This window comes from Citrobacter freundii complex sp. CFNIH2 (assembly GCF_002880615.1).
GTDB lineage: Bacteria > Pseudomonadota > Gammaproteobacteria > Enterobacterales > Enterobacteriaceae > Citrobacter_A > Citrobacter_A amalonaticus_F.
Map to the genome: position 1 here is coordinate 299,441 of NZ_CP025757.1, position 15,996 is coordinate 315,436.

Annotated in this window: 15 protein-coding genes and 1 tRNA gene; 11 read left to right on the forward strand and 5 right to left on the reverse strand. The window is 55.1% G+C overall.

Annotated elements, in window-relative coordinates; genetic code table 11:
- Positions 1-36 precede the first annotated feature (36 nt).
- Together WM46_RS01450 and WM46_RS01455 are read right to left on the reverse strand one after the other, a co-directional pair.
- A tRNA-Arg gene (locus tag WM46_RS01450) sits at positions 37-111 on the reverse strand.
- A gap of 75 nt (positions 112-186) precedes the next feature.
- Positions 187-1,128, reverse strand: coding sequence for a formate/nitrite transporter family protein (locus WM46_RS01455; protein ID WP_102603751.1), 942 nt, complete (start codon positions 1,126-1,128; stop codon positions 187-189).
- Positions 1,129-1,419: 291 nt separating this feature from the next.
- On the opposite strand from WM46_RS01455, the gene mlaA reads away from it, so the two are divergent.
- On the forward strand, positions 1,420-2,175 hold the full coding sequence (gene mlaA, locus WM46_RS01460; RefSeq protein WP_042999958.1) for a phospholipid-binding lipoprotein MlaA: 756 nt from the start codon (positions 1,420-1,422) through the stop codon (positions 2,173-2,175).
- Between the two features lie 61 nt (positions 2,176-2,236).
- Here mlaA and fadL read toward each other — a convergent pair whose 3' ends face one another.
- A complete protein-coding gene (gene fadL / locus WM46_RS01465) occupies positions 2,237-3,577 on the reverse strand; it encodes a long-chain fatty acid transporter FadL (RefSeq protein WP_061074856.1) in 1,341 nt (446 codons plus the stop codon).
- A 373-nt stretch (positions 3,578-3,950) separates the two neighbouring features.
- Here fadL and WM46_RS01475 point away from each other — a divergent pair, with 373 nt between their 5' ends.
- The 4 genes from WM46_RS01475 (at position 3,951) to sixA (ending at position 8,559) form a co-directional block, all read left to right on the forward strand.
- Entirely contained in the window at positions 3,951-4,235 is a 285-nt protein-coding gene (locus WM46_RS01475) for a YfcZ/YiiS family protein (RefSeq protein WP_042317736.1), read from the forward strand.
- Positions 4,236-4,414: 179 nt separating this feature from the next.
- On the forward strand, positions 4,415-5,725 hold the full coding sequence (gene fadI / locus WM46_RS01480) for an acetyl-CoA C-acyltransferase FadI (RefSeq protein ID WP_102601238.1): 1,311 nt from the start codon (positions 4,415-4,417) through the stop codon (positions 5,723-5,725).
- Complete coding sequence (fadJ, locus tag WM46_RS01485; RefSeq protein ID WP_102601239.1) at positions 5,725-7,884, forward strand: fatty acid oxidation complex subunit alpha FadJ; 2,160 nt, start codon at positions 5,725-5,727, stop codon at positions 7,882-7,884. Before fadI ends, fadJ begins: the two co-directional genes overlap by 1 nt.
- 189 nt (positions 7,885-8,073) lie before the next feature.
- The gene (gene sixA / locus WM46_RS01490) at positions 8,074-8,559 is read left to right on the forward strand and encodes a phosphohistidine phosphatase SixA (protein ID WP_061074853.1); all 486 of its coding nucleotides are present in this window, start codon (positions 8,074-8,076) and stop codon (positions 8,557-8,559) included.
- Positions 8,560-8,612: 53 nt separating this feature from the next.
- Here the strand turns inward: sixA and smrB are convergent, their stop codons facing one another.
- Entirely contained in the window at positions 8,613-9,164 is a 552-nt protein-coding gene (gene smrB / locus WM46_RS01495) for an endonuclease SmrB (RefSeq protein WP_102601240.1), read from the reverse strand.
- A 168-nt stretch (positions 9,165-9,332) separates the two neighbouring features.
- On the opposite strand from smrB, the gene prmB reads away from it, so the two are divergent.
- The 6 genes from prmB to WM46_RS01525 are packed head-to-tail and all read left to right on the forward strand — an operon-like array spanning position 9,333 to position 13,869.
- Positions 9,333-10,265, forward strand: a complete 933-nt coding sequence (gene prmB, locus WM46_RS01500; protein WP_061074851.1) for a 50S ribosomal protein L3 N(5)-glutamine methyltransferase — start codon at positions 9,333-9,335, stop codon at positions 10,263-10,265.
- Between the two features lie 26 nt (positions 10,266-10,291).
- Positions 10,292-11,377 (forward strand): chorismate synthase, encoded by a 1,086-nt coding sequence (gene aroC, locus WM46_RS01505; RefSeq protein WP_061074850.1) that lies wholly within the window; start codon positions 10,292-10,294, stop codon positions 11,375-11,377.
- Positions 11,378-11,380: 3 nt separating this feature from the next.
- Positions 11,381-12,205, forward strand: a complete 825-nt coding sequence (gene mepA, locus WM46_RS01510) for a penicillin-insensitive murein endopeptidase (RefSeq protein WP_102601241.1) — start codon at positions 11,381-11,383, stop codon at positions 12,203-12,205.
- Positions 12,205-13,014, forward strand: coding sequence for a sulfite exporter TauE/SafE family protein (locus tag WM46_RS01515; protein WP_102601242.1), 810 nt, complete (start codon positions 12,205-12,207; stop codon positions 13,012-13,014). The genes mepA and WM46_RS01515 overlap by 1 nt, the downstream gene beginning before the upstream one ends.
- Positions 13,014-13,562: an elongation factor P hydroxylase gene (locus WM46_RS01520; protein WP_061074847.1), complete on the forward strand. Its 549-nt coding sequence runs from the start codon at positions 13,014-13,016 to the stop codon at positions 13,560-13,562. The genes WM46_RS01515 and WM46_RS01520 overlap by 1 nt, the downstream gene beginning before the upstream one ends.
- Before the next feature lie 31 nt (positions 13,563-13,593).
- Positions 13,594-13,869, forward strand: coding sequence for a YfcL family protein (locus WM46_RS01525; RefSeq protein ID WP_061074846.1), 276 nt, complete (start codon positions 13,594-13,596; stop codon positions 13,867-13,869).
- Between the two features lie 47 nt (positions 13,870-13,916).
- On the opposite strand, the gene mnmC is transcribed toward WM46_RS01525, so the two are convergent.
- Positions 13,917-15,929, reverse strand: coding sequence for a bifunctional tRNA (5-methylaminomethyl-2-thiouridine)(34)-methyltransferase MnmD/FAD-dependent 5-carboxymethylaminomethyl-2-thiouridine(34) oxidoreductase MnmC (gene mnmC, locus WM46_RS01530; protein ID WP_102601243.1), 2,013 nt, complete (start codon positions 15,927-15,929; stop codon positions 13,917-13,919).
- Positions 15,930-15,996: the final 67 nt, after the last annotated feature.

The following is a 15,996-nucleotide window of genomic DNA, read 5'->3' on the forward strand; positions in this document are numbered from 1 at the left end:
CACCTGACAATTTCCGGCTCACCGCGGTGGGCCGGATGGTGTCCCCTGCAGGAATCGAACCTGCAACTAGCCCTTAGGAGGGGCTCGTTATATCCATTTAACTAAGGGGACGAGGCGGCACGAGTATACCGGTTTTTGTTTGCCCCGGTAAGTGAGTGGCCGCCTGACTGTTCAAACCGTCGCCATTCAGGACTGTTTTTCCTCTTTTTTCTGCGCATTGTCTCTTTTTTGCGCCGCGATTCTGGCTTCTTCTTTGCGTGCGTTGCTCATATCGTTGCGGATCTGCGCGTGGCTCATCAGGGCAAAGATAAAGGTGCCGCCGCAAATGTTTCCCGCAAGCGTCGGTAAGGCAAACGGCCAGAGGAAGTCACTCCAGTGCAGCGTGCCGTTAAATACCAGATAGAGAATTTCGACCGACCCGACCACGATGTGGGTGGTATCACCCAACGCTATCAGCCACGTCATCAGGATAATCACCACGATCTTCGCTGCACCCGCCGCCGGGAACATCCAGACCATGGTTGCAATCAGCCAGCCGGAAATAATGGCGTTGGCAAACATCTCCGTGGGGGAGTTTTTCATCACGTCCATGCCGATTTTCACGAACGCATCGCGGGTCTCTTCGTTGAAAATGGGCATGTATTCAAAGGCCCACGCCGCGACGCCGGTGCCCAGCACGTTTCCCAACAATACGATGCCCCACAGTCGCATCAACAGGCCCGCGTTACTGAGCGTCGGATTCTGCATGACGGGCAGCACGGCGGTGACGGTGTTTTCAGTGAACAACTGCTGGCGAGCCATGATGACGATGATAAAGCCAAAGGTATAGCCGAGATTCTCCAACAAGAAACTGCCGGGTACTCCCTCCAGTTCGACGTGGAAGATCCCTTTTGCCAGCAGCGAAGCCCCCATCGAAAGCCCGGCGGCGATGGCGGACCACAGCAGTGCCATCGCATCCCGTTCCAGTTCTTTCTCCCCGTCCTGACGAATATGCTCATGAATCGCCATCGCCCGCGAGGGGAGGCGATCCTCATCCAGTTCTATCTTCTTCCCACTCTGTTTTTCTTCACTTTCGACGGCAAGCTCGTCGCTGTGCTTATCTATCTTATCGTTTTCATGTTCGACCATCATTCGTCTCCGGTATGCGCACTGACACGTTAAAGCGTAGCGGTTTTTAGCCTGACCCCCGTCAGGACATGTTCTGAAAACGCAAAAATGGTAACGTTTGTTTTTCTTCATCCCGCTAAAATAGAAGCGCGACGATTCTGGTGTGACCAGGCTATGATCAAATCAACAAGTTCGGTGATATAGACATCGTTTGACGTACTGTTACAATCGCTCACACCTTTACAGGCGGATACGGTAGCGTTCCGTCATGGATGGCAATCAGCGATAGCCATAATTAACAGGGAGACATTTATGAAGCTTCGCCTGTCGGCGCTTGCGCTGGGAACCACACTGCTGGTGGGGTGTGCGAGTTCCGGCACAGAACAGCAGGGGCGTTCAGACCCGTTTGAAGGGTTCAACCGCACCATGTACAACTTCAACTTTAATGTGTTGGATCCGTATATCGTTCGACCGGTGGCCGTCGCCTGGCGTGATTATGTTCCGCAGCCTGCCCGTAATGGTCTGAGCAACTTCACCGGCAACCTGGAAGAGCCGGCGGTGATGGTGAACTATTTCCTGCAAGGCGATCCGTATCAGGGGATGGTGCATTTCACCCGTTTCTTCCTCAACACTATCCTGGGGATGGGCGGCTTTATTGATGTCGCCGGTATGGCGAACCCGAAACTGCAGCGCGTGGAACCCCATCGCTTCGGCAGCACCTTAGGTCACTATGGCGTAGGCTACGGTCCTTACGTGCAGTTACCGTTCTATGGTAGCTGGACGATCCGTGATGATGGCGGCGATATGGCGGATACGTTATATCCGGTGCTTTCCTGGCTGACCTGGCCGATGTCTATTGGTAAATGGACGGTTGAAGGGATTGAAACCCGCGCCCAGTTGCTGGACTCCGATGGTCTGCTGCGTCAGTCCTCCGATCCCTACATTATGGTTCGTGAAGCTTACTTCCAGCGTCATGATTTTATCGCTGATGGTGGCAAGCTCAAGCCACAGGAAAATCCGAACGCGCAGGCGATTCAGGACGAACTGAAAGAGATCGATTCCGAGTAAGCCTGATTGGGCAAATAAAAAGGTGAGCTAAAAAGCTCACCTTTTTTACATCTGCAAGAAATCAGAATGCGTAGTTGAAGTTGGTACCGAACAGCCAGGCTTTACCTTCAGACTCGAACTGATACGGACCTTCGTTAATTTTAACGCTCTGGCCGTGCATGTAAGAGACGCCAACGTCCACAGACGCATCTTTATTGAAGGCGTAGGTGGTACCGGCGCTCAGCCAGAAGCGGTCCTGATCCGGAATCGAGATAGAACGGTTTTGTGCCGGAACCGGGCTATCATCGAAGGCGATACCGGTACGGAACGTCCAGTTATCATCGTAGTAGTAGGTGGTACCCAGTGCGATGCGGTAGGCGTCTTTAAAGCCTTCATCTTTCTGGAACAGCGTCTCACCACCGGTGGATTTCGCTTTCAGCTCCTGGAACTGACTCCAGCTGGTATAGGCCAGGCTGTAGTGGATAGCCCACTGTGGCGCCACGCGGTTATAACCGGACACTTCCCACATTTCTGGCAGGTTCAGCGTCAGGTAACCTGACTGAGTTGCGCCGCCGGTAGCGGTCGGGATACCCAGGTTGTAGTTGTTGATCGCCGGTGGCAGATCGCTGCTGTAGTTACCTTTAAAGTCAATTTTGACTTCAGAACGGTAGGTCAACGCGTAGCGGTTGTTTTTATCCAGTTCATACAGGATCCCGGCGTTCCATCCGAAGCCCCATTGGTTGCCGTTCAGGTGGGCAATTTTGGTATCGCTTGGGATGCCGTTTGCGGTGGCAGCCAGTTGCTGACCCTGCGGCGTTTGTCCGGCAGGAGAGTTCATCACCTGACCGGCGACCAGTTGACCCAGGTCACCGGCGAAGCGTTCGATTTTCGCCCGCGCATAAACGGCGTTCAGACCGAGACCGAAGCTCCAGGCGTCATCTAAGCGATAGGCACCGCTTAAGTTGAGGTTCATGGTTTCGAGGTCGGTGGTACCGCCGACAGAACCGCCTGCGTAGGTATCGTTGAACTCTGTTGCCAGACCGTAGTTGGAGGTAATGGATGCCCCCCAACCGAACTGATCGTTAATCGGCGCAACAAAGTGTGCGTTCGGCACCCATGCCGTCGGCGCGATGTTATCGGCATCAAGGCTACGGCCAGACGGTGAGCGTCCGCTGATGTTGACGTCCGGATCGATATAGACCGCACCCGCAGAGAACGTCGGGCGATCGAACATCGTGATCAGCGCTGGGTTACGGCTGACGTTACCTGCATCATCTGCGATAGCGCCTTCACCCGAATAGGCCCGGCCGAGGCCAGAGGAAGAAAATTCGTTTAACTGAAAGCCTGCAGACCAGGCCTGGGTGGAGATAATTGCCACTGCGACTGCGAGAGCAGACTTTGTTAACAGGGTTTTCTGGCTCATGACCATAACCTCAATTGATTTATTTTTATACAAACTATGTTACATGGTGTAACAGGAGCGCGAAGTGTAGGGTCTGCGGTACGACTTAGAAATCAGACCAGTGGCGTGAGTATAGGTCTGACCAGCTGAAATGTTGCAAGTATGTTTATAACTTTTTTCAATTGTGATCTTAAAAACGCGATCCAGCTGGCAAAATTGCCGGTTTGCGCACTCACCCTTTTAGGTGAAATTTGTTTTAGATCATTTTTAATTGTGATTTCGGTCACTTATCTCATTTCGCACAATTAACAACTGGAGAGGTGAATGTGGGGAGCGTAAAATATCCCCATCGTTTATCTGGCACCCTGGGTGCGAAATACAGAGGAAATCTACAATGAGTAAATGCAGTGCTGATGAAACCCCGGTTTGCTGCTGTATGGATGTTGGTACCATCATGGACAACTCCGATTGCACCGCATCATACAGCCGCGTGTTCGCTAACCGCGCAGAGGCTGAAGAGACGCTGGCGGCGCTGACCGAAAAAGCGCGTAGCGTGGAATCTGAACCGTGCAAAATCACCTCGACCTTCACCGAAGAGTCTGACGGTGTGCGCCTGGATATCGATTTTGTCTTCGCCTGCGAAGCCGAAACCCTGATTTTCCAGCTGGGTCTGCGTTAATCCCACCTCGTTATTTCTGATGCCCCGGTGAGTTTTCCCGGGGCATTTTCATTTCAGACAGTGATTATTCACTGTGCCGTAGCTCTCACTTTCTTTGCGCTCCGCTTGGCTAAATGTAAAAAATTGGTTAAGACTATGATCAGGTCAGACCACTTATTTATTTTTTACAGGGGAGTGTTATGAGTCAGGCATTACCGCTGGTCACCCGTCAGGGCGATCGCATCGCCATCGTGAGCGGATTACGTACGCCTTTTGCCCGTCAGGCGACCGCTTATCATGGCATTCCCGCCGTCGATCTCGGCAAAATGGTGGTTGGCGAACTGCTTGCGCGCAGTGAAATCCCTGCAGAGGTGATTGAACAACTGGTTTTTGGCCAGGTTGTACAAATGCCGGAAGCGCCGAACATCGCGCGTGAAATTGTGCTCGGGACCGGGATGAATGTGCATACCGATGCCTACAGCGTCAGTCGCGCCTGTGCGACCAGCTTTCAGGCTGTCGCCAACGTTGCCGAAAGCCTGATGGCCGGCACCATTCGTGCGGGTATCGCCGGTGGGGCGGACTCTTCTTCGGTGCTGCCTATTGGCGTCAGCAAAAAACTGGCGCGGGTGCTGGTCGATGTCAACAAAGCCCGCACGCTGGGGCAGCGTCTGAAACTCTTTTCCCGTCTGCGCTTGCGCGATCTGATGCCCGTCCCGCCTGCCGTGGCGGAATACTCCACCGGTTTGCGAATGGGCGATACCGCCGAGCAGATGGCGAAAACCTACGGCATTACCCGTGAACAACAGGATGCCCTGGCGCATCGTTCTCATCAGCGAGCCGCCCTGGCGTGGGCAGAAGGCAAGCTGACCGATGAAGTGATGACTACTTACACTCCGCCTTTTAAAGACCCCCTGTCTGAAGACAACAATATTCGCGGCAACTCCACGCTGGCAGACTACGCCAGGCTGCGTCCGGCATTTGACCGAAAACATGGCAGCGTTACGGCGGCAAACAGCACCCCGCTGACCGACGGCGCGGCGGCAGTCATCCTGATGACAGAATCTCGTGCCAAAGAGTTGGGGTTGGTTCCGCTTGGCTATCTGCGCAGCTATGCGTTTACCGCAATCGATGTCTGGCAGGATATGCTGCTGGGGCCGGCCTGGTCTACGCCGCTGGCGCTGGAACGTGCGGGCATCACGATGGCCGATCTGACGCTTTTCGATATGCACGAAGCCTTTGCCGCGCAGACGCTGGCCAATCTCCAACTGCTCGGCAGTGAGCGTTTTGCCCGCGACGTGCTCGGTCGAAGCCATGCCACTGGCGAAGTGGATGACAGCAAATTTAACGTACTTGGCGGTTCGATTGCCTTTGGACATCCCTTTGCCGCAACTGGCGCGAGAATGATCACGCAAACGCTGCACGAATTGCGTCGTCGTGGCGGCGGCTTTGGCCTGGTCACCGCCTGCGCGGCGGGTGGGCTGGGTGCGGCAATGGTTCTGGAGGCGGAATAATGGAAATGACATCGGCTTTTACGCTTAATGTGCGTCTGGATAATGTCGCGGTCATCTCCGTTGATGTCCCCGGAGAAAAGATGAATACCCTCAAGGCGGAGTTTGCCTCGCAGGTACGCATCATTCTTAAACAGATTCGCGAGAACAAGGCGATCCGCGGCGTCGTCATTATTTCCGCAAAAGCGGACAATTTCATTGCCGGGGCGGATATCAATATGATTGGCCGCTGTAAAAGCGCGCAGGAAGCAGAAACGCTGGCGCGACAGGGGCAGCAACTGATGGCCGAGATCAATGCGCTGCCGATCCCGGTGGTGGCCGCCATTCACGGTGCCTGCCTGGGCGGTGGGCTTGAGCTGGCGCTGGCCTGCCATACTCGCGTCTGCACGGACGATGTGAAAACCGTACTCGGGTTACCGGAAGTTCAACTCGGGCTGCTGCCGGGGTCGGGCGGCACCCAACGGCTACCCCGACGGGTGGGCGTCAGTACGGCGCTGGATATGATCCTCACCGGTAAGCAACTTCGCGCGAAGCAGGCGCTGAAAGCGGGGTTGGTGGATGAGGTGGTCCCGCAGACGATCCTGCTGGATGCCGCTGTGGAATGGGCGAAAAAAGATCGTCCCGTTCATCGTCCTCTGCCGGTTCGTGAACGTATTCTGGCGGGTCCGCTCGGGCGGGCGTTGCTGTTCCGCATGGTCAGCAAGAAAACAGAACAGAAAACCCAGGGAAATTACCCGGCGACAGAACGTATTTTACAGGTGATTGAAACCGGACTGGCGCAGGGTAGCAGCAGCGGCTATGACGCGGAAGCGCGCGCGTTTGGCGAGCTGGCGATGACGTCGCAATCGCAGGCGTTACGCAATATCTTTTTTGCCAGTACGGACGTGAAAAAGGATCCGGGCAGCGAGGTTCCGCCCGGGCCGCTTAACAGCGTCGGCGTTTTAGGCGGTGGGCTGATGGGGGGCGGTATTGCGTACGTCACAGCCTGTAAAGGTGGCTTGCCAGTTCGCATCAAAGACATTAATACCAAAGGAATCAATCACGCGCTGAAATACAGCTGGGATCAGCTTGAAACGAAGGTGCGTCGTCGGCATATCAAAGCCAGTGAACGTGACAAACAGCTGGCGCTGATTTCGGGTTCGGTCGACTATCGCGGTTTTTCCCATCGCGATCTGGTGATTGAAGCGGTATTTGAAGATCTGCCGTTAAAACAACAGATGGTGGCAGAAGTTGAGCAGAATTGTGCATCTCACACCATTTTTGCATCCAACACGTCATCTTTACCTATTGGCGATATTGCGGCAAAAGCGGCCAGACCTGAGCAGGTGATTGGTCTGCACTTCTTTAGTCCGGTAGAAAAAATGCCGCTGGTGGAAGTGATTCCGCATGCTACGACGTCGGGGCAAACCATCGCCACGACGGTTAAGCTGGCGAAAAAACAGGGCAAAACGCCGATTGTGGTGCGTGATAAGGCTGGGTTCTACGTAAACCGTATTCTTGCGCCGTATATCAATGAAGCGATTCGCCTGCTGACCGAAGGTGAGCGGGTCGAGCAGATCGACAGCGCACTGGTAAAGTTTGGTTTTCCGGTCGGGCCAATCCAACTTTTGGATGAGGTCGGAATTGACACAGGCACTAAAATTATACCGATACTGGAAGCCGCTTATGGCGAGCGTTTTAGCGCCCCTGCAAATGTTGTTTCATCAATTTTGAATGACGATCGCAAAGGTAGAAAAAATGGTCGGGGTTTCTATCTTTATGGGGCGAAAGGGCGTAAAAGCAAAAAACAGGTCGACCCTGCAATTTATACGCTTATTGGTGCACAGGGGCAGAGCCGACTCTCCGCTTCGCAGATTGCGGAACGCTGCGTCATGTTAATGCTTAATGAGGCGGCGCGCTGTTTCGATGAACAGGTGATTCGTAGCGCGCGCGATGGTGACATTGGCGCGGTGTTTGGTATTGGTTTTCCTCCGTTTCTCGGTGGCCCGTTCCGTTATATGGATTCTCTCGGGGCGGGTGAAGTGGTTGCGGTATTGCAACGTCTGGCTTCGCTGTATGGTCCGCGGTTCATGCCGTGCGATACGTTGTTACAGATGGCGGAGCGGGGTGAAAGTTTCTGGAAAGCAGATGCAACTGACCTGAATGAACATGGTCAAATGTAAGGTATATCCGCACTGAATGGCTGTAGGGTGGTTAAATTGTAAACACAGATTGACTATACTTACGCCATTGAGGTAAAACACAGCGTTTCATTCAGTGAACGGATAAGGCACAATGCCGGCCACTGCATTACAGCGACCCTGAGGGGTTTGGCTGGGGTGCGTGATTCTGGTTAACAAAAGCGGTGCAATATGCAAGTTTTTATCATGCGTCACGGCGACGCGGCCCTCGATGCCGCCAGTGATTCGGTTCGTCCCTTAACCTCCTGCGGTTGTGATGAATCTCGCCTTATGGCGAACTGGCTGAAAGGTCAAAAAGTGGATATCGAACGTGTTCTGGTGAGCCCGTTCCTGCGAGCCGAACAAACGTTGGATGTGGTAGGGGGATGCATGAACCTGCCAGGCGACGTGGATGTTTTGCCGGAGTTGACTCCCTGCGGCGATGTCGGTCTGGTCAGCGCCTATTTGCAGGCTCTGGCCAATGAAGGCGTAGCCACCGCGCTGGTGATCTCCCACCTTCCGTTAGTGGGTTATCTGGTGTCCGAGCTGTGCCCAGGCGAAACGCCGCCGATGTTTACCACCTCCGCGATTGCCAGTGTGACGCTGGATGAAAGCGGAAAAGGGGTGTTCAACTGGCAGATGAGCCCGTGTAACCTCAAAATGGCGAAAGCGATTTAACCTGTCGTCTTACCTTTAAAGAGCCGCTGATGCGGCTCTTGTTGTTTCTGCGCTCAGGGTAGTTCCGGCGGCGCCCACTCTTCCACTTCGATTAACACCAGCAGCGCGGCATCGCCGCCGTACTCTTTCGGTGCCTGATGGAAGGCCATGACGTGCGGATGCTGCGCCAGCCACAGCGGCGTCTGTTGTTTCAGCACATGTTTACCGTGACCGTGCATCACGCAGGCGCAAAACACATGTTCCCGGCGGCAGGCGGCAATCAGCGCGCCCAGTTCCTGCTTTGCCTGCAGCTGCGTCAGACCGTGTAAATCGAGAAACAGCTCCGGGGAGTAATCGCCACGGCGCATTTTCTTCAGCTCGAAATGGCTAACGTCAGGACGGAGATATTTCACCGGGCCTTCCGTATTCAGCAGCGGCTGAAACTCATCAGAGAAATAATGGCTGGCATCAGCCTGCTCCGAAAGCAGTCGCTTTACCGGCACCTCGCTGATCTTTTTACGCAGCGGGCGATGAACAATGGTGTCCTGCTTAATCTGACGGGTGCCGGTCATCAGCTGCCGGAACAGCGCCTGGTCCTCCTCGCTCAGCGATGTTTTCTTTTTCATTCTGCGGTCTCATCTTTTTTTATTGTCCGTTAGTTTACCCGACTCGATGCGGATGCGAATGCTCAAAACGCAATTTTCACCCGCAACCCCTGCGTGATTGCTGATTTATCGCCGTCTTCATGGCAAACTAGCCGCCGAAATTAATGCGAGCATGCCCTGGAGGAACAGGTGGATAAAATTTTCGTTGATGAAGCAGTGAGTGATCTGCATACCATTCAGGACATGTTGCGCTGGGCGGTCAGCCGTTTTAGTGCGGCGAACATCTGGTACGGTCACGGTACCGATAACCCGTGGGATGAAGCCGTGCAACTGGTGCTGCCATCGCTGTATCTGCCGCTGGATATTCCAGAAGATATGCGTACCGCGCGCCTGACCTCCAGCGAGCGCCACCGTATTGTCGAGCGCGTGATCCGCCGTGTGAACGAACGTATTCCGGTGGCCTATCTGACCAACAAAGCCTGGTTCTGCGGCCATGAGTTCTATGTTGATGAACGCGTGCTGGTGCCGCGCTCTCCGATTGGCGAGCTGATCAACAACCGCTTTGCGGGGCTGGTTAATGAACCGCCTCAGCTTATCCTCGATATGTGTACCGGCAGCGGCTGTATTGCGATTGCCTGCGCCTATGCCTTCCCGGAAGCGGAAGTAGATGCGGTAGATATCTCGACAGATGCGCTGGCCGTGACCGAACACAACATTGAAGAGCACGGTCTGATCCATCACGTCACGCCTATTCGCTCCGATCTGTTCCGCGATCTGCCTAAAGTTCAGTACGACCTGATCGTGACCAACCCGCCGTACGTTGATGCGGAAGATATGTCCGATCTGCCGAATGAATATCGTCACGAGCCGGAACTGGGGCTGGCGTCCGGCACTGACGGCCTGAAACTCACCCGTCGCATTCTGGGCAACGCGCCGGATTACCTGTCCGATGACGGTATTCTGATTTGTGAAGTCGGTAACAGCATGGTACATCTGATGGAACAATATCCGGATGTGCCGTTCACCTGGCTGGAATTCGACAATGGCGGCGATGGCGTCTTTATGCTGACCAAAGCCGAGTTGATTGCTGCCCGCGAGCACTTCAGCCTCTATAAAGATTAAACAACAACGACAATAACGAGACCGCAATGGCAGGAAATACAATTGGACAACTCTTTCGTGTAACCACCTTCGGCGAATCGCACGGGCTGGCGCTCGGTTGTATCGTCGACGGTGTGCCGCCAGGCATTCCGCTGACGGAAGCTGACCTGCAGCACGATCTCGACAGACGTCGCCCTGGCACGTCGCGTTACACGACGCAGCGCCGCGAACCGGATCAGGTGAAAATCCTCTCTGGCGTGTTTGAAGGCGTAACGACGGGGACCAGCATTGGTCTGCTGATTGAAAACACCGATCAGCGTTCGCAGGACTACAGCGCCATCAAGGACGTGTTTCGTCCGGGACACGCGGATTACACCTACGAGCAGAAATACGGCCTGCGCGATTATCGTGGCGGTGGACGTTCTTCCGCGCGGGAAACCGCGATGCGCGTGGCGGCTGGCGCAATTGCCAAAAAATACCTCGCCGAAAAGTTTGGCGTAACCATTCAGGGCTGTCTGACCCAGATGGGCGACATTCCGCTGGCGATCAAAGACTGGTCGCAGGTTGAGCAAAATCCTTTCTTCTGCCCGGACCCGGATAAGATCGACGCGCTGGATGAATTGATGCGTGCGCTGAAAAAAGAGGGCGATTCCATTGGCGCGAAAGTGACCGTGGTCGCCAGTGGCGTTCCGGCAGGGCTGGGTGAACCCGTGTTTGACAGACTCGATGCCGATATCGCCCACGCGCTGATGAGCATCAACGCGGTGAAAGGCGTCGAAATTGGTGACGGGTTTGACGTCGTGGCGCTACGCGGCAGTCAGAACCGTGATGAAATCACCAAAGACGGGTTTCAGAGCAACCATGCCGGCGGTATTCTGGGCGGGATCAGCAGCGGCCAGCAAATCGTGGCCCACATGGCGCTGAAACCAACGTCCAGTATTACCGTTCCGGGCCGCACGATTAATCGCTTTGGCGACGAGGTGGAGATGATCACTAAAGGTCGTCACGATCCGTGCGTGGGGATCCGTGCGGTACCGATCGCGGAAGCGATGCTGGCGATCGTGCTGATGGATCATCTGTTACGTCAACGGGCGCAAAATGCGGATGTCAAAACGGATATTCCACGCTGGTAAGAAATGAAAAAAACCGCGATAGCACTGCTGGCTCTGCTTGCCAGCACGGCCAGCCTGGCGGCGACGCCGTGGCAGAAAATTACCCAGCCCGTGCCGGGCAGCGCGCAGTCAATTGGTGGTTTCTCGAACGGCTGCATTGTGGGGGCGGACACGCTTCCCGTGCAGTCGGATCACTATCAGGTGATGCGCACCGATCAGCGTCGCTATTTCGGCCATCCCGATCTGGTGATGTTTATCCAGCGACTGAGTACGCAGGTGAGCAATCTTGGGCTGGGAACGGTGCTGATTGGCGATATGGGAATGCCCGCCGGCGGTCGATTTAACGGTGGACATGCCAGCCACCAGACCGGTCTGGATGTGGACATTTTCCTGCAGTTGCCAAAAAACCGCTGGACTCAGGCGCAACTGCTGCGTCCCCAGGCGCTGGATTTGGTCGCCCGTGACGGTAAACATGTCGTGCCGACCCTGTGGAAACCGGAAATCTCCAGTCTGATTAAGCTGGCGGCGAAAGATAACGACGTCACGCGTATTTTCGTGAATCCTGCCATAAAACAACAGCTCTGCCTGGATGCCGGTACCGATCGCGACTGGTTACGTAAAGTGCGACCCTGGTTCCAGCATCGTGCGCATATGCATGTACGATTACGTTGCCCTGCCGACAGCCTTGAGTGTGAAGATCAGCCTTTGCCTCCTCCGGGCGACGGTTGCGGCGCTGAGCTACAAAGTTGGTTTGAACCGCCAAAACCTGGAACAACAAAGCCTGAGAAGAAGACACCGCCTCCGTTGCCGCCTTCCTGCCAGGCGCTGCTGGATGAGCATGTACTCTAATGGATAATTTTGCGGACCTGTTTATGGTCTCTCCGCTGCTGTTGATGGTGTTGTTTTTTGTGGCAATGTTGGCTGGATTTATCGACTCACTGGCGGGCGGCGGCGGTCTGTTGACCATCCCCGCGCTGATGGCGGCAGGGATGTCTCCCGCGCAGGCGCTGGCGACCAATAAACTGCAGGCCTGCGGCGGTTCGATTTCTTCTTCAATTTATTTTATTCGCCGTAAAGTGGTGAACCTCGCCGACCAGAAATTCAATATCGCGATGACGTTTATTGGTTCGATGAGCGGCGCACTGCTGGTGCAACATGTGCAGTCAGACGTGTTGCGACAGATCCTGCCTGTTCTGGTGATCTGCATTGGTCTCTACTTTTTGCTGATGCCGAAAGTCGGCGAGGAAGACAGACAGCGTCGTCTGTACGGTCTGCCGTTTGCTCTGGTGGCTGGTGGCTGCGTAGGCTTTTACGATGGTTTCTTTGGCCCGGCGGCTGGTTCATTTTATGCGCTGTCGTTTGTCATGCTGTGTGGCTATAACCTCGCTAAATCGACTGCTCACGCCAAGGTGCTGAATGCCACCTCCAATATTGGCGGCCTGCTGCTGTTTGTCATCGGCGGGAAAGTGATTTGGGCCACCGGTTTTGTCATGCTGATCGGCCAATTTTTCGGGGCGCGGATGGGCTCCCGACTGGTACTGAGCAAAGGACAAAAGCTGATTCGGCCCATGATCGTCATTGTCTCGGCGGTGATGAGTATGAAACTTCTTTATGATAACCATGGACAGGAGATTCTCCACTGGCTGGGGATGAGTTAATGAACAGTACGCACCGCTACGAACAATTGATTGATATTTTTAACGGCTGCTTTGCCGATGATTTTAATACCCGTCTGATTAAAGGCGACGACGAACCGATCTATCTTCCTGCTGATGCGGAGATCCCATATCACCGGATTGTTTTTGCGCACGGCTTTTACGCCAGCGCATTGCATGAGATTTCGCACTGGTGCATTGCCGGAAAAGCGCGCCGCGAACAGGTGGATTTCGGCTACTGGTATTGCCCGGACGGTCGCGATGCGGCGACGCAGGGCCAGTTTGAAGATGTGGAAGTGAAACCGCAGGCGTTTGACTGGTTATTTTGCGTGGCGGCGGGGTATCCGTTTAACGTCAGTTGCGACAACCTGGAAGGCGATTTTGAACCGGACCGCGTGGTGTTTCAGCGTCGGGTTCATGCACAGGTGATGGCGTATCTGGAGGAGGGCATTCCCGAACGTCCGGCGCGCTTTATCAAGGCATTACAGGATTATTATCACACGCCTGAACTTACGGCGGAACAGTTCCCGTGGCCAGAAGCGCTCAACTGAAGCCAGTGCCACGTTACAATGAGGAAAGAAGATGATCGCGGAGTTTGAATCACGCATTCTGGCATTAATCGACGACATGGTAGAGCATGCAAGCGATGATGAGCTGTTTGCCAGTGGGTATTTGCGTGGCCACCTGACGTTAGCCGTCGCAGAACTGGAAGGTACCGATGACCATTCTGCTCAGGCCGTCTATGCCAACGTCACCCGCAGCCTGGAAAACGCTATCGGTGCCGGTGAGTTGTCGCCGCGCGATCAGGCGTTAGTCAAAGAGATGTGGGACGCGCTGTTCCAGAAAGCAACGCAATAATCACGACACCGTCATCCGGCATTTCAACCTGCCGGATGGCGCGTTTTTTATCCCATCTGTGTTTTAATCGTTTTTCCTTTTAACAACTTCCGCACCCATAAGCGATTTGGATTTAAGGCTGCAAGCGTAGCGGCATCCATCGGCACCGGTTCATCACTCATCTGCGAAGCCAGAATTTCTGCACACAGCGGAGCGGAGCACAGCCCGCGGGAACCCAGCGCACCCAGCATAAACAAATCGTCATACACCGGCGCACTTGCGGCGCCCGCTTTGTTGTCGGCTAAGTCGGCATACTGCGCCAGCGTGGCGCTATAGTCCGGAACGTTTCCCACCATCGGTAAATGATCGCGGGTGGCACAGCGCACGCCGCAGCGCGCCGCGTTGCCACTCACATCAACCTCTTTAGCCCATTCCACCGCCGGGAAACAATCAATCAGGCGCTGTCGGTTCTGCTGTTGATCGTCTTCCCGATACTGTGTTTCTTCGCTGCCGCGATGGTAGCTGGCCCCGATGCAGTGCTGCTGGTTGGCCGGGTTTTGCGGTGTAAGGTAGCCGTCATAACACAGTACCTGACGGATCCCGGAAAGCGCTGGTGTCGTCGGAATATGGCTGACCTGGCCGGCGACGGCGTAGACGGGCAGCGGTTGTGTCTGAGTAAAATGGGGAATCTGGTGGCCGTTAGCCAGCACCACTACGGCATGCTCTGCGCGATCGCCGTGGCTAAAGTGCAGATCCCAGCCGGAAGCAGAACGGTTAAGCGTCGCCAGCGAATGCTGATAGTGGCAGCGTAGTCCCTGTTTTTCGGCCAGCAGAAGCACGGCGGCAGTTAACTGCGCCGGGCACAGCCAGCCGCCCAGGGGATACGTCACGCCGCCGCAGCCGGTGTCAACACCGGTAAGGTGTCGCGCCTGTTCGGCATCGACTGCGCTCGCCAGCGCTGACGGTAAATCCAGCGACAACATCTGCGCGATTTTCTGCTGGCTTTTATCATCCCAACCCAGTTGCGTGACGCCGCACCAGTCATGATCGAAGCCCACGGGCAAGGCATCGTAGAGGCGACGCGCGAACGTAAACGCCGCAGGGAAAAAGAGATTGATCGCCGCATCGTGTTTGCTGAGAAGTGGATAGAGCGCACCCTGACGGTTGCCGGAGGCTCCCTGAGCAGGGCTTTCATCTGCGCAATAGAGCGTCACCTGCCAGCCACGGCGCAATAGCGCCAGTGAAAGCAGCGCGCTGGCAATCCCGCCGCCAATAAGGGCGACCTCGCGTTTGTCACTGCCCTGACGGGCAAACCACGGTGTTGACGCTGGAAGGGCGAGAGTGTGTTCCATCACGCCGCGCAGCATTTCCCGCTTGCGACCAAAGCCTTTGCATTTCTGCATGGTAAAACCAGCTTCCTGTAACCCGCGACGGACAAATCCGGCAGACGTAAAGGTCGCCAGCGTCCCCCCCGGGCGGGCCAGCCGCGCCATGGCGTTAAACAGCGTCGGCGTCCACATGTCCGGATTTTTGGCCGGGGCGAAGCCGTCGAGAAACCAGGCGTCGACTTTTTGATTCAGGCTGTCGTCGAGTTGGTCGGTGAGTTCATTGATATCGCCAAACCAGAGATCGAGCGTGACGCGTCCTTCATCCAGCAGCAGACGGTGGCAACCCGCCAGCGGCAACGGCCACTGGGCCTGAAGTTGTCCGGCAAATTCGGCCAACTCCGGCCAGTGCTGATGCGCCGCGGTGAGATCGTCACGGTTAAGCGGAAATTTTTCAAAACTGATGAAATGTAATCTTTGTAGCGTAGCCTCGGGCTGAGTGGCGCGAAATGCAGCGAACGCCTGCCAGAGCGTGAGAAAGTTCAGGCCTGTGCCGAAGCCGCTCTCCGCCACCACAAACAACGGGTGAGAATGTTCCACAAAGCGTTCTGTGATCCGGTTGCCTCCGAGGAAGACATAGCGCGTCTCTTCCAGACCGTTGTCGTTGGAAAAGTAGACGTCGTCAAAATCTCGGGAAACAGGTGTACCCTCAGCGTTGAATTCGAGGTTGGCGGGTTGTATAGCGTATTGTTTCACGTAAGTTACTCGTCTGACAGGCAGTGTCACGATCTTAGCGATGTGTGCCAGGCGGCGCAAATTTCAG

Coding starts and splice junctions, on each gene's coding strand:
- WM46_RS01455 (WP_102603751.1), bottom strand. CDS start 1,128: ATGGTCGAACATGAAAACGATAAGATAGATAAGCACAGCGACGAGCTT.
- mlaA (WP_042999958.1), top strand. CDS start 1,420: ATGAAGCTTCGCCTGTCGGCGCTTGCGCTGGGAACCACACTGCTGGTG.
- fadL (WP_061074856.1), bottom strand. CDS start 3,577: ATGAGCCAGAAAACCCTGTTAACAAAGTCTGCTCTCGCAGTCGCAGTG.
- WM46_RS01475 (WP_042317736.1), top strand. CDS start 3,951: ATGAGTAAATGCAGTGCTGATGAAACCCCGGTTTGCTGCTGTATGGAT.
- fadI (WP_102601238.1), top strand. CDS start 4,415: ATGAGTCAGGCATTACCGCTGGTCACCCGTCAGGGCGATCGCATCGCC.
- fadJ (WP_102601239.1), top strand. CDS start 5,725: ATGGAAATGACATCGGCTTTTACGCTTAATGTGCGTCTGGATAATGTC.
- sixA (WP_061074853.1), top strand. CDS start 8,074: ATGCAAGTTTTTATCATGCGTCACGGCGACGCGGCCCTCGATGCCGCC.
- smrB (WP_102601240.1), bottom strand. CDS start 9,164: ATGAAAAAGAAAACATCGCTGAGCGAGGAGGACCAGGCGCTGTTCCGG.
- aroC (WP_061074850.1), top strand. CDS start 10,292: ATGGCAGGAAATACAATTGGACAACTCTTTCGTGTAACCACCTTCGGC.
- mepA (WP_102601241.1), top strand. CDS start 11,381: ATGAAAAAAACCGCGATAGCACTGCTGGCTCTGCTTGCCAGCACGGCC.
- WM46_RS01515 (WP_102601242.1), top strand. CDS start 12,205: ATGGATAATTTTGCGGACCTGTTTATGGTCTCTCCGCTGCTGTTGATG.
- WM46_RS01520 (WP_061074847.1), top strand. CDS start 13,014: ATGAACAGTACGCACCGCTACGAACAATTGATTGATATTTTTAACGGC.
- WM46_RS01525 (WP_061074846.1), top strand. CDS start 13,594: ATGATCGCGGAGTTTGAATCACGCATTCTGGCATTAATCGACGACATG.